Source organism: Flavobacterium johnsoniae UW101 (assembly GCF_000016645.1).
Classification (GTDB): Bacteria; Bacteroidota; Bacteroidia; order Flavobacteriales; family Flavobacteriaceae; genus Flavobacterium; species Flavobacterium johnsoniae.
Map to the genome: position 1 here is coordinate 2,067,034 of NC_009441.1, position 13,275 is coordinate 2,080,308.

The window sequence follows — 13,275 nt, forward strand, 5'->3', positions numbered from 1 at the left end:
AGTCTTTTCTAAAACTAAAAACCGAAAAGCGTATTAATGAAAATTATTCATTTACATCAAGAAGAAACCAAAATCATAAAGCTGGCTGTCGAAAATAATCGACAGGCACAGCAGCAGATTTACAGCAGGTTTTCTCCAAAAATGTTAAGTGTATGCCGGCAGTATATAAAGGACATTCATATGGCAGAAGATGTAATGATTACGGCTTTCATGAAAGTATTTACGAATCTAAAAAACTTTGAACACAAAGGAAGTTTTGAAGGCTGGATTCGAAGGATTATGGTTAACGAATGCATTTCGTATTTAAGAGTTCAGAAAAAAGTAAAATTTGCCGAAGATGAATTTTTTGTCGAAGAAAGTTTCAATGAAATTGACAGTCAGTTTACAGTAGAACAAATTCAGTATTTAATAGATGCCCTGCCAGATGGTTATAAAATGGTTTTCAATTTATACGCCATAGAAGGTTATAAACACAATGAAATTGCCAAGATGCTAGGAATTAATGAAGGAACATCGAAATCACAATTATCGCACGCCAGAAAAATGCTGCAAACACAAATTACTATTTTAAAAAAACAAGATAATGGAACCGAATAATTTTGAAAAGGATTTCCGTGAAAAGCTCAACCAGCGAAAAATTGAACCAAGCGAAAAAGCCTGGGATCGATTAGATGCTATGTTGAGTGTTGCCGAAGAAAAACCTAAAAAGAAAAGCAAAAAATGGTTGTACATCGCAGCAAGTGTTGTAGGGTTTTTATTAGTTGGAACTTTCTTTTTTAATCATAAGGAAGACATTCAAGCACCAAAAAATGTAGTTATTGAAGAAAATGCTGAAAAAGATTCTATTATAAAACCAGTTATAAATACTATCGATTCTGTTAAAACTGAAACTGTAATTGCAGAAAAATCTTCAACAGAAACTTCAAAATCTGCATCAGATAAAAAAGAAAATAATCTCAATCAACCATCAAATAAAGCTGTTAAAAATCAATCAAATCACATAGCGGAGTCTTCAATTATCATCAAAAACAATCAGGAAAAACAATCAACAAACAACAATCAAACTGTAATTGCCGAAAACCAAAAGAAAGAAAATATTGACCAACTGCTTGAAACTGCCGAAAATAAAGTTTTGGCAGAAAACGTAAACAAGGTTAAAAAAGCCAAAGTAAAAATCAATGCGGCTGATTTGCTGGATCAAGTCGACGGCGAGTTAGAACTTTCTTTTAGAGAAAAAGTAATTACAAAGGTGAACAAAAATCTTCAGGAAGTTAAAGTGGCTTTGTCAAACAGAAATCAGGAAGAAAAGAAATAACAATTCATATTTAAAATAACAATTAAAAAATCATCATCAATCAAATCATCAATCATTTTAAAACAATCAATTATGAAAAATTTTACCATTTATCTTATACTTTTCTTCTTTTTAGTAGTAAGCAAAGTGATAGGACAGGAAACTTTTGAGTCTGAAGCGAAAAGAATTGCCAATAAAATAGAAAAAATCACCAAAGAAGAGAAAGAAGCTCTAAAAGAAGAAATAGAAGCCATAAATGTTCAGTTGTCTGAAGGTAAAATCACGCAGGAACAAGCTGATAAACGCAAAAAAGAATTGGCAGAAGCGAGAGCTGTAATTATAGAAGAAAAAGTAACTCTGGCTCAAAATGAATTAAATGACTTGGTTCAGAAAAAAGTAGACGGAAAAATAAAAGAAGATTCTTCAAAGGTTTACATGATTCGATGGAAATCACCAAAACGAGACAAAGATTCGATTCACGGAGAAAAAAGAACTACTTCGCAGTTTGTATTTGCCATGGGTTTAAACAATACTATGGTTGACGGAAAACTGCAGGATTCAAATTATAGTTTTATAGGTTCGCATTTTTACGAATGGGGTTTTACTTATAACTCACGATTAATGAAAAACGATAATCTGCTTCATGCAAAATACGGGCTTTCATTAATGTACAACAATATCCGTCCAACAAATAACAGGACCTTTGTGGTAAACGGAGACCAGACTAATCTGGAAGTCAATTCGATTCACTTAACAGAATCCCGTTTTAGAAATGTCTATTTGGCTGTTCCAGTACATTTAGAATTTGATTTTACGAGACCTATTGAAAAAAATGGAAAAACATATTTCAAAACTCATAAAAGTTTCCGTTTTGGAGTGGGAGGTTATGCAGGTATAAATGTAAAATCAAAACAGATTTTGAAGTTTGAAGAAGACGATTTAAAATACAAAACAAGAATCAAAGGCGATTATAATGTAAATAATTTTATCTACGGATTAAGTTCTTATATCGGTTACAGAGATGTGAGTTTGTATTTTAAATACGATTTAAATCCGTTGTTTCAGGATAATTTAGTTAAAGAAAATAATATTTCTTTAGGATTACGTCTCGATTTAAATTAGAAATAAAGTTGAGTTTAGTTAGTAGAAAAAGTGTTTCGAAAGAGGCACTTTTTTTGTAAATTCAGGTTGGATTTGCGTACTTTTACAGGCTCTAATTTTTTAAAAATAATTTACGTTTTGATTTCACAAAGTACAATAGACGCTGTTTTTGAAACCGCTCGAGTAGAGGAGGTTATTGGCGATTTTGTCAATTTAAAACGTGCAGGAAGTAACTACAAAGGTCTGAGTCCGTTTTCAGATGAGCGCTCACCATCGTTTATGGTTTCGCCTGCAAAAGGAATCTGGAAAGATTTTAGTTCCGGAAAAGGCGGTAACTCAGTAGCCTTTTTGATGGAACACTCTCATTTCACCTATCCTGAAGCAATTCGGTATCTGGCTAAAAAATACAATATCGAAATTGAAGAAACCGAACAAACGGATGCTGAAAAAGCAATGACCGATGTTCGTGAAAGTATGTATTTGGTTTCAGAATTTGCTGCGAAGTATTTTCAGGATGTTTTAGTTAATTCTGAAGAAGGAAAAGCAATTGGTTTATCTTACTTTAAAGAAAGAGGATTTACTAATGAAACCATCAAGAAATTTGCTTTAGGATATTCTCCTGAAACCTGGGATGCTTTAACAAAAGAGGCTCTGGGAAAAGGGTATAAATTAGAATTTCTGGAAAGCACAGGTTTAACCATTGCAAGAGAAGATCGTCCTTTTGACCGTTTTAAAGGTCGTGTAATGTTCCCAATTCACAGTATGTCGGGACGCGTTTTGGGTTTTGGAGGACGTATTTTAACCAACGATAAAAAAGCAGCAAAATACCTCAATTCGCCAGAAAGTGATATTTACCATAAAAGTAAAGTTCTCTACGGAATTTTTCAGGCAAAACAATCTATTGCCAAACTAAATAATTGTTATTTAGTAGAAGGTTATACAGATGTTATTCAGTTTAATCAGGCTGGAATTGAGAACGTTGTGGCTTCTTCCGGAACTGCTTTGACGCCGGATCAAATTAGACTTGTTAATCGTTTAACTAAAAATATTACAGTACTTTTTGACGGAGATGCGGCCGGACTTAGAGCTTCTATTCGTGGAATCGATTTGATTTTGGAAGAAGGGATGAATGTAAGGGTCTGCGCCTTTCCTGATGGAGAAGATCCGGATAGTTTTGCCCGAAAAAATTCACATGATGATCTGGTGGCGTATTTGGAAAGCAACAGTAAAGATTTTATACAATTTAAAGCTTCAATCCTGATGGGAGAAGCTAAAAATGATCCTATAAAAAAAGCCGATTTGATTCGTGATATGGTCACGAGTATTTCTAAAATTCCAGATCGTATTCAGCGAGAAGTCTATATTCAGGAATGTGCCCGAATCATGGAAATCTCTGAGCAGGTTTTGGTGAGTACTCTGGCACAGCTGGTTCAAAAAGATCTTGCCGAAGCAAATAAAAAGCAAAAACAGGAACAAAAACCTTTTCAGGTTTTTAGAAATCCGCCGCCAAATACAGGCTTTTCAGGAGGAGATCCGGAAGATCCAAGAACAGGACCGCCTGATGGTTATTATCCGGAAGAACCGGGTTATCCACAGGAAACAGCAGAAAAAGTAGATATTTTGTATGGCTTTGAAAGAAAAGTTATAGAGATATTATTGCTGTACGGAAGCGTAGAAGAAGATTTTGAAGATGTTTTTTTAAAAGCTGATGAAGAAGGAAATGTTAAAGAGGTAAGTGAAAAGCGAAGGTATAAGGTTTATGAAAAAATTTATCTGAGTCTGCAGGAAGACGAGGTAGAACTATCAAATGCTCTTTTTCAGAATATTTTTTCAGGATTAATTGATTATTATAATCAAAACGAAACCTTTAGTCTGGATAAATATTTAATGCACCTCAATCCTGATTTTGCTCAGGAAGTAACCAATATTTTAATGGAAGATGAAAAAGTTACCATTCATAATTGGGAAGGGCAGAATATTTTTCCGAAACATAAAAACGTAACAATTGAACAAAATGTTTCAGATACCATATTTTCGATGCGATGGTTTTTAGTTTCAAAAATTATCCATGATTTGAAACATTCATTAATTTCTGATCCGCAGGAAGATAATTCTGAATTATTGATGATGGTGGTCGATTATTCTAAATTGCTGAATAATTTTTCAAAAAAATTAGGAAGAGTAGTAGTTCCTTACCATGGCGGATAAAAATCAAAAAGCTCTATACTGATTAACAATATAGAGCTTTTTTTATGGTTGATGATTTACGAAAGTAAATCAGGATACCACCGAAATTAAATAATTTCTAAAGTCTTAGCTTTATTAACTAAATCAACTAAATTGGTAACATTTAGTTTAGTTAACAATCTTAGTTTGTAAGTACTGATCGTTTTTTCGTTCAGACTTAAGATTTTAGAAATCTCATTGTTTTTCTTACCATCACTTAAATAACGTAAAACCTCGATTTCACGGTTAGAAAGTTTTCTGTACAAACGTTCGCTTTTGCTTTGTTTAGCAATAAGGGCCATGTTTTTGCGAACTGTTTCGTTGATGATAATTTTTCCTTCGTGTACTTTAATAATAGAAAGACCTAAGGTTTCAAGTTTTTCTGTTTTGTGTACATACCCGGATACTCCAGCTTTAATAGCATTTGGAGCATACATTTGCTCAGCCAAGTCACTGAAAATTACAATTTTTGTTTTTGGGAAATTTTTCAAAATAGATTTTACTTCGAAGATACTTGAAAGGCCTTCTAAATCTAAATCTAAGATTAGAATGTCGATTTCCTTCGTTTGAAGAATATCTCTAACCATTGAAAAATTGCCTACGTTGGCAACAATTGAAATTTGATCGTGGTCTTTAAAATAAGACTTAACGCCAAAGTGAGTCACAGGATGATTGTCTGCAAGACATACTTTAATCATAATTTTACCTTTTTAGAATTGTTATCATGTTTTTGGAACTGTAAAATTAATAAATAAATTCTGTAATATATTGCAGACAAATGTTAAAATATTTATTTTAACGTTTTTGGGATTAAACAAACCGGAATTGGATCCATTTTGTGCTTATTACTGGTGTTTAATCTTTTATAAATTTCAAAGACAGATTTTTCTCTCCCGCTAAAGTCATCCGCCGTATTTCCTGACTCTGAGGCGATCATTGCCCATTCTAATTCGTCGTAACTTGCGCCTAATTGGTCTTCATCTGTTCTGTTATCGCCAAAAAGACCGTCTGTTGGAGCAGCTGTTAAAATTGATTTTGGAATCTCTAAAAACTCTCCTAAAGCATAAACATCAGATTTCATTAAATCGGCAATCGGACTCAAATCTACACCGCCGTCTCCGTATTTTGTATAAAATCCTACACCAAAATCTTCGACCTTATTGCCTGTCCCTGCTACTAATAGCCCGTTTATTCCTGCTAAATAATACAAAGAAGTCATTCTTATACGTGCTCTTGTATTGGCTAATGATAAATTAACTTTTGTTGAATCTTTTGAGGTTGGCACGGAGCTCTTAAAAGCTTCAAAAGTTGAAGTAAGGTCAGTTTCTACACTCGAAACATTTGGAAAACGCTTTTTTAATTGCTCAATATGTTCTCTTCCTCTAGAAACTTGACTTTCAGCTTGATGGATAGGCATTTCTACACATAAAACCTGTAAACCAGTCTGTGCGCATAGGGTAGAAGTCACAGCAGAGTCAACTCCGCCGGAAATTCCAATCACAAAACCGTTCACTTTTGCGTTAGCAGCATAATTTTTTAACCATTCAACAATATGGGTATTTACTTTTTCTGTTTGAATTGTGCTTTTTTTAGCCATAATAGTTCAAGATTTAAGATACAGGGATGTATATTTGCAGAATTATTTTTGATTACAGATATCATATATATGTAATCTAATTCCAGCAACACAAATCTAATTAAAATAAAATGAAAATGTATCGCTTTGTAGTGGTTCTGTGCTTGTTTTTTTTGTCTTGTGACCAAAAAACAAAGGTTGAAAAAGAGGTTGAAGAAATTCCGGTTGATATTAAAGTAGAACGTTTTGATAAAGTGTTTTTTGAGACCAAACCAGAAGATCTGGCTAAAGTAAAAAAACAATATCCGTTCTTTTTTCCAGAAGGAAATGATGACAACGTCTGGCTTCAAAAAATGAAAGAACCAATCTGGAGAGAAGTTTATGATGAAGTCCAAAAAAAATACGCCAATTTTGAGCCTGTTCGTGAAGAGTTTAACGAACTTTTTAAACACGTAAAATATTATTTTCCAAAAACAAAAACACCAAAAGTTATTACAGTGATTGGTGAAATGGATTATAATGCAAAGGCAATTTATGCAGACAGTCTTGTAATTGTTGCCTTAGAGTTGTATTTAGGAAGAGAGCATAAGTTTTATGAGTTTCCAAATTATTTAAAATACAATTTTGAGGAAAGACAAATTATGCCGGATGTAGTTTCGAGTTTTACTTACCGAAACATTCCGTCTTATCCTGATAAAAATTTAATATCTCAGATGATTTTTGAAGGAAAACAATTGTATGCAAAAGATTTGCTTCTGCCTCAATATACCGATGCCGAAAAAATAGGTTACAAACCTGAGCAGATAAAATGGTGTGAAGAAAATGAAAGCTATATGTGGCGTTATTTTCTTGAAAACGAAATGCTGTATAGTTTAGATCCTAAATTAACAACACGTTTTATAGTGCCGGCTCCGTTTTCTAAATTCTATCTGGAAATAGATAACGATTCACCGGGAAGAGTGGGCGCCTGGATTGGATGGCAGATTGTACGTTCGTATATGAAAAACAATAACGTTTTGCTGTCAGAATTATTAAAAGTAAATGCAAAAGAAATTTTCGAAAAGTCAAAATATAAACCTAAGAAATAATGTCAAATACAATAAAATCAGAAATTAAATTCAACGTCGAATTAGACGAAAACCGCGTTCCCGAAAAATTAACCTGGAGCGCTCAGGACGGCGGTGTTCTTGCAGAAGAAGCAAAAGCTATTATGCTTTCAATTTGGGACAGTAAAGCACAGGAAACAATGCGTATCGATTTATGGACAAAAGATATGCCGGTAGACGAAATGAAAATTTTCTTTCACCAGACTTTAGTAGCAATGGCTGATACTTTTAAACGTGCAACCGATGACGAAAAAATGTCAGATACAATGAAAGACTTCTGTGATTACTTTGCAGAAAAACTGGAGCTGACTAAATAATAGAAAATCCAATATTTTAAAATCCCAAATTCCAATTGCAAAACTGGAATTTGGGATTTTTTTTGAACATAAATTACATAAAAAAAACGCTGTAAAACTCAAGTCTTACAGCGTTTTTTTTATGCAGTTAATTTAATCCTGCCAAAACTTAAAGGCATGGAAGATTCTTCTTGTAAACAATCAAAAATGTCTTATTCTGATAGTTTTATGCCGTCTAGGGGTACATCTTGGAATTGTAATTCCAATACATTTATTCAATCGATATAGTATGAATATTGAAATTAAATATTGCCTTTCAAAAATTTAACCCCCATAAGTATCATCACATAAAAGCCAGTAATTAATAAATATAATATAAAAATGAGTTTTTTAGCAAAATTAGAATTAGACAACGAAATTTTTAATGTCTTAGAATTTGATGTTCATTTTATTCAAAATGTTGATACTAATGGAAAACCGGCCAATAAAGCAAAAGGCGGACAGATAAAACTTGTTATAGAAAGCACCCAAACCGATTTGTTTTCGGACTGGATGGTTTCGCAGACGAGTGTAAAAGATGGAAAAATTATTTTCTATCGCAGAGATGCTATGAGTACTATGAAAAATGTAACCTTTAAAAAAGCCTATTGCATATCGCTGCATAAAAGTTTCAGAAGCGAAGGATCAGTTCCAATGGTTACCGAAATTCTAATTTCTTCAAATGAAGTAAAAATAGGAAATACTCTTTTTGAAAATAACTGGAAAAATTCATAGACATCTTAACTAACAACGACCATGGCATTACAGACAATAACCACCATTAAAGTAGGCGAAATCAGGATTACCAATTTCAATAAATTAAAAATTTTTCAAACCATTCACGATCACCATACTTTTTCATTTGAAGTAAGACAGGATTTATTAGTTGACGAGTTTAAAAGTGTGATGCCTTTTTCCCAGAAACTTTACGGCGAGAAAATCAGCATCGAAATAAAACCTATAGACGGTCTGGAGGATCTTATGATTGGCGCAGATCTTAAACATTATACCATGCAGTTCTATGGTGTGGTAACCAAAGTAAAACTGAAGAAATCCCGTGTAAAAGATATAGAAGAAATTATCGTAATAAAAGGGAAAAGCTCCACGATAGCACTCGAAAACGGTCCCGAATGCAATTCTTTTACCAATATGACCCTGAGCGATATTGTAACCAAAGTAAAATCAGGCTGTGATATTGATATGGATGTAAGGCCGTTTTATTTAGAAAACCTGCCTTATACGGTGCAGTATAACGAAAGTAATTTCTCTTTTCTAAACCGTCTGGCAAAAAGAAACGGGCACTGGCTGTATTATAACGGACGCACCACTGTTTTTGGAAGTCCAGGCGGTGTGGGCGGACAGCCCCAGTTAGTTTACGGGGTAAACATGCAGGATTTTGATTACACCATTAAACTCATGCCGGCAATGTTTAAAATAATAGAAAATGACAACCGCGACGGCAGTTACAGAACCGATGAAACCTTAAAATACAGAAGAGAAGCCGACGGTTTTCAGCAGAATTTTTTAAATAAATCCAATGAGTTCTTTAATAAAGAAACCATAATACAGCTTAACCAGAATCCTGCTGGAGGATCTGCACGACGTTCCTCAGAAGAATATGCGAAAAACAAAATGCGCGCTATTCTAAGCCGTTTAACAGAAGTAAAAGCCTCCAGCGAAGTTCCGGGAATTACCATAGGAAACGAAGTAAGGATAGCTGGTGTCGACGTACAGCTGGAAAGCTCCTACCGTGTAACACAGATAACCCACATTTGCGACGACGGAGGCGGTTATGAAAATTATTTTACAGCCGTAAACTTTAACGGTTCTGTATTCTCTCCCCAGACCGATCCTGATTTAGTGCCGTTCTGCAGAAGCCAGACCGCCATTGTAACGGGCAATGCAGACCCGGACGGACTCAGCGGCATACAGGTGCAGATGCCGTGGCAGGAAGCCAAAGGCGAAACCACTCCTTATATTCCCTTTGTGCAGAAATACGGAGGCGATGCCAGAGGAAGCCATACGCTGCCGGAAATTGGCGATACAGTTTTTGTAGATTTTCAGTGTAATAATGCCGAACTGCCTATTGCAATGGGAACCATAACCAGCAGAAAAGAAAAAAGCGGTTTCAGTACGCCAAATAATGATTTAAAGGTATTTAGAACCCGAAGCGGTAATAAGGCTATTCTTAATGATGAAACGGGTGATATTACCATTGAAAGCGAAAAAGGACAAGCTCTTGTTGTAGTATATGGTGATGGAAATATAAAACTAAAAGCACCTAAAAATATTGAACTGGAAGCTGGTGAGGATGTTATTATAACAGCAGGAAAAAATATAAAAATTGATGCTGGCCAAAATATTTCTGAAACAGCGGGGGTCAATAAAACTTTAGGGGTCGGAGGAATAATGAATACAAAGGTTAACGGAGATAAAATACTTTATGTGGTTGGTGGATACCATGAACAAATTGACGGAGATTTTCATTCTCATACTGAAAAAGAAAGACAAGAAACAGCTTTAGAGGGTATTCAAAACAATACTGAGAAAGACATTCAAAAACATGCTAAAAATGATATCCAAAACAATAGTGGTGAAAACACTACCAATAATTAAATCATGAGGACAAGATTTGTAAAAGGTACGATCACAAAAACTACCGGTGGGAATTATAAGATGTATAGTAATGGTAATATTATTAATAATGCAGGTGGATTTATTAGGGAAACTGCAGATAATCAAATTACATACGGAAATCCTGAAGATGCTCCAAAGAAAAAACTAATAAATTCTGCATTACTTTATGAAACAGACGGACATTATAGTACAGTATATTTAGTATGTTTAATGCTGGGAATGAATGAAGAAGATGCTGAAGAATTAGCAATTGCTACTGAATCGCCAGACACTACAATTCATAGTGAAATAGATTTTGAATTAAACGACACTTGGGCGGATCCAGATTATCAAGGTTCTGTGCATTCTTTAACAGGAGGCTTTCATGGAATTGAAGAATTTATGACGGCAGTAAAAATTCTATGGTTAAAAATTAATGATAAAAATCGGGAAGATTGTATTCGTCAACTTGGAGAATTATTGCATAGGTTTGGTGATACCTATGCGCATACAAAATTAGATAATATCAAACCGAGTAATTTAACTGCTTATAATTTGCATTTAGGGGATGAAAACTTACCGAAAGCAATTGCCAGCTGGAAAGGTCAAGGAGGAAAATCATTGGCTAAAGATGTAGAACCGTGGATTGTTAGAATTAACGAATTCACCAAAAAATATGGATATTCTTTTTTAACAAATGAAAATTATCAAAGAGAAGCTTTTAATGGAAAAACCTTAACCGAAGAATTTCAAGAAATCTATTTGCTTAAATCAACAGATAAATTTAAAATGTATGGTGGTGGATATTTTACAACAGAGCATTTAACTATAGATAGTGGTTATCCAGATATGATTTACATAAGACCTGACTGGTATTTAAACTATGTGAAGAATTTAGCATGGCTGCTTGCCCTAAAATTTAAATTAGATCTACAAAAAATTGACATAAGCGTTTTTGAAAGAATGACAAAATTTGCTGCAGAAAATAAATGTTCTTTAAAAGGAATAATTGATTATGAGATTGCTAAAAAAAGAGGAAAAAGAGAGTTTTTTATACCAGTTTTTTATTCTAGTCCTACAAGATTAGCAGCGTCAGGGGATTCTATTGCTTTTACAGATTATTTACAAAAAGCAAAAGAAGCTAAGGAATTTACAATTAAATATATGATGTACGAAGGAAACTATCCCATACCTTTTGATGGAGAAGAAATAACCAATTTATTAAATCTTAAATTCAGCATAAAAACTGAAAATTATTTTTACTATACTGACGCATATAAACTGAAATTTTAATGAAAAAAATAGCTTTAATTAGTTTTTTAATGTTTTTTGTACATTTTTTTATTCTGATTGTTCTTTTTACAAGATTAAACGCATACATTCCAAAACATTATGAAAGTAATGATAGAGGAATATTTACGTTAATTGCGTTCTATTTAACATTTTTGCTATATGCGCTGTCCGTTATTTTAGTTATAGTAGAAAAATTAATGAGAGTTAAATATAAATGGGGAATGTATTTTTTATTGTATTTGAATTGTTTGTCTGTATTTTGTATAAACGCGTTTTATCAATACCATTTATTTAATAATCCCAAATGTTTTGTAACATCTTCAATTGTTATTATTCTTATTTATTTATTATTTGAATTAATGGTTACTTTTTATGTGACAAAAATATTATATACAAAAAATAAATCTAATTAAAATTTTAATGAAAAAGCTTTTAATCTTTGGATTCTTAATATTCTTTATTCATTTTTTTTTATTTAGAGGATTATTTACCTCATTAGATTCTTACATACTTGAGAATACTTCTGGGAATCCTATATTAATAGCTCTAGAGTTTATAGTTACCACAATTATTTTGTTAATTGTTTTTATAATGGTATTTATAGAAAAAATCGTTGAAACAAGTCTAAAATATATATACATCTTTATACTATATCTACATTGCATATTTCATTTTTGTTGTGATGCATTTTATGAATATAATTTATTTAATGATTCAAAATCATTTAGCATTTCATCAATTATAATTATCTTGATTTATTTTATTTTCGAATTGTTTTTGACTTTTTTTATAGTTAACAAGCTTTATCAATCAAAAGATCACGAATAAATTTCTAATGAAAAAAATAATACTGCTATTGCTTCTATCATTTTTGTCGTGTGCAAAAAAAGACAGGATAAACCACTATTTGCCAAAGCCCGTAACGCCAAAAGAGTTGATGGATAATGGTTTTTACAGATATAACTACAAAATGAAAATAATATTATTACTATTAATATCACTACTACTGTTTAATTCATGTCAGAAAATTGATAGAATCAACCATTATACAAATGAACTTGTAACTCAAAAAGAATTAGCTGACAATGGATTCTATAAATATTCAATGACAGGATTGGAAGGAATTGTTAATGAGAAGCATACTTTAAAAGATGGAGATCCTGTAGTTCCATCAAAATTTACAAAATTCATTATGGTTGTTTATACTAATATTGCCCCAACAAATAATGATAAACGACCTATTCCTGTTTTTAAAGATAGCAATGCAATAAAAGGAAAAATTATTACCTATTTTTTTAAAAATGATATTTTAGAATTCAAAAGTATAATTAGCCCTATTGACAATAACAATCAACAAAAGGGATTGTTTAAAACAAAAAAGGATATTGAGCAATATTATAAAGAATTAAAAATTCCTATTAAAGAAATACCTCTTGAAAAATTACGCAATCATAACGACAGTATTGGTTTAAGATCAAGGTTTATAATAAATAATTATGAGTCGTACTTCTATTTATCGGATAGGAACGAAATGACAACATATTATATAAAAGATAAAAAAGGAAATGAAGATATGCTTGTTTGGGATTTTTATAATGAAAATTCCCCTTATAAATATGTTGAATAGGATAATACTTTTTATAATTTGATATGGCGTTTTTGAAAGAATGACAAAATTTGTTGCAGAAAATAAATGTTCTCTAAAAGGAATAATTGATTATGAGATTG

General features: G+C 32.5%; 12 protein-coding genes. 10 read left to right on the forward strand and 2 right to left on the reverse strand.

The annotated features are described in order from the left end of the window. Positions 1-36: 36 nt before the first annotated feature. The 4 genes from FJOH_RS09265 to dnaG all read left to right on the forward strand — a co-directional run bounded on the left by FJOH_RS09265 (position 37) and on the right by dnaG (position 4,603). A complete protein-coding gene (locus tag FJOH_RS09265; protein WP_012023863.1) occupies positions 37-597 on the forward strand; it encodes an RNA polymerase sigma factor in 561 nt (186 codons plus the stop codon). After that, entirely contained in the window at positions 584-1,315 is a 732-nt protein-coding gene (locus FJOH_RS09270; protein ID WP_012023864.1) for a hypothetical protein, read from the forward strand. Before FJOH_RS09265 ends, FJOH_RS09270 begins: the two co-directional genes overlap by 14 nt. Before the next feature lie 72 nt (positions 1,316-1,387). Further along, positions 1,388-2,416, forward strand: a complete 1,029-nt coding sequence (locus FJOH_RS09275; protein ID WP_012023865.1) for a hypothetical protein — start codon at positions 1,388-1,390, stop codon at positions 2,414-2,416. Positions 2,417-2,533: 117 nt separating this feature from the next. Then, positions 2,534-4,603 (forward strand): DNA primase, encoded by a 2,070-nt coding sequence (gene dnaG, locus FJOH_RS09280; protein ID WP_044048265.1) that lies wholly within the window; start codon positions 2,534-2,536, stop codon positions 4,601-4,603. 86 nt (positions 4,604-4,689) lie between these two features. Here dnaG and FJOH_RS09285 read toward each other — a convergent pair whose 3' ends face one another. Further along, positions 4,690-5,319, reverse strand: coding sequence for a LuxR C-terminal-related transcriptional regulator (locus FJOH_RS09285; protein ID WP_012023867.1), 630 nt, complete (start codon positions 5,317-5,319; stop codon positions 4,690-4,692). Positions 5,320-5,411: 92 nt separating this feature from the next. Beyond that, the gene (gene nadE / locus FJOH_RS09290) at positions 5,412-6,218 is read right to left on the reverse strand and encodes an NAD(+) synthase (protein WP_012023868.1); all 807 of its coding nucleotides are present in this window, start codon (positions 6,216-6,218) and stop codon (positions 5,412-5,414) included. Between the two features lie 110 nt (positions 6,219-6,328). On the opposite strand from nadE, the gene gldB reads away from it, so the two are divergent. The 6 genes from gldB (at position 6,329) to FJOH_RS09325 (ending at position 13,174) form a co-directional block, all read left to right on the forward strand. Continuing rightward, positions 6,329-7,285, forward strand: a complete 957-nt coding sequence (gene gldB / locus FJOH_RS09295) for a gliding motility lipoprotein GldB (RefSeq protein WP_012023869.1) — start codon at positions 6,329-6,331, stop codon at positions 7,283-7,285. After that, positions 7,285-7,620: a gliding motility protein GldC gene (gldC, locus tag FJOH_RS09300; protein WP_012023870.1), complete on the forward strand. Its 336-nt coding sequence runs from the start codon at positions 7,285-7,287 to the stop codon at positions 7,618-7,620. Before gldB ends, gldC begins: the two co-directional genes overlap by 1 nt. 360 nt (positions 7,621-7,980) lie before the next feature. After that, complete coding sequence (tssD, locus tag FJOH_RS09305; RefSeq protein WP_012023871.1) at positions 7,981-8,373, forward strand: type VI secretion system tube protein TssD; 393 nt, start codon at positions 7,981-7,983, stop codon at positions 8,371-8,373. Between the two features lie 21 nt (positions 8,374-8,394). Then, complete coding sequence (locus tag FJOH_RS09310) at positions 8,395-10,254, forward strand: contractile injection system protein, VgrG/Pvc8 family (protein ID WP_012023872.1); 1,860 nt, start codon at positions 8,395-8,397, stop codon at positions 10,252-10,254. Between the two features lie 3 nt (positions 10,255-10,257). Then, entirely contained in the window at positions 10,258-11,547 is a 1,290-nt protein-coding gene (locus tag FJOH_RS09315; protein WP_044047611.1) for a hypothetical protein, read from the forward strand. 835 nt (positions 11,548-12,382) lie between these two features. Beyond that, entirely contained in the window at positions 12,383-13,174 is a 792-nt protein-coding gene (locus FJOH_RS09325; protein WP_012023874.1) for a hypothetical protein, read from the forward strand. Positions 13,175-13,275: the final 101 nt, after the last annotated feature.

Coding starts and splice junctions, on each gene's coding strand:
- gldB (WP_012023869.1), top strand. CDS start 6,329: ATGAAAATGTATCGCTTTGTAGTGGTTCTGTGCTTGTTTTTTTTGTCT.
- FJOH_RS09325 (WP_012023874.1), top strand. CDS start 12,383: ATGAAAAAAATAATACTGCTATTGCTTCTATCATTTTTGTCGTGTGCA.
- tssD (WP_012023871.1), top strand. CDS start 7,981: ATGAGTTTTTTAGCAAAATTAGAATTAGACAACGAAATTTTTAATGTC.
- FJOH_RS09265 (WP_012023863.1), top strand. CDS start 37: ATGAAAATTATTCATTTACATCAAGAAGAAACCAAAATCATAAAGCTG.
- FJOH_RS09315 (WP_044047611.1), top strand. CDS start 10,258: ATGAGGACAAGATTTGTAAAAGGTACGATCACAAAAACTACCGGTGGG.
- nadE (WP_012023868.1), bottom strand. CDS start 6,218: ATGGCTAAAAAAAGCACAATTCAAACAGAAAAAGTAAATACCCATATT.
- FJOH_RS09275 (WP_012023865.1), top strand. CDS start 1,388: ATGAAAAATTTTACCATTTATCTTATACTTTTCTTCTTTTTAGTAGTA.
- FJOH_RS09270 (WP_012023864.1), top strand. CDS start 584: ATGGAACCGAATAATTTTGAAAAGGATTTCCGTGAAAAGCTCAACCAG.
- FJOH_RS09285 (WP_012023867.1), bottom strand. CDS start 5,319: ATGATTAAAGTATGTCTTGCAGACAATCATCCTGTGACTCACTTTGGC.
- gldC (WP_012023870.1), top strand. CDS start 7,285: ATGTCAAATACAATAAAATCAGAAATTAAATTCAACGTCGAATTAGAC.
- FJOH_RS09310 (WP_012023872.1), top strand. CDS start 8,395: ATGGCATTACAGACAATAACCACCATTAAAGTAGGCGAAATCAGGATT.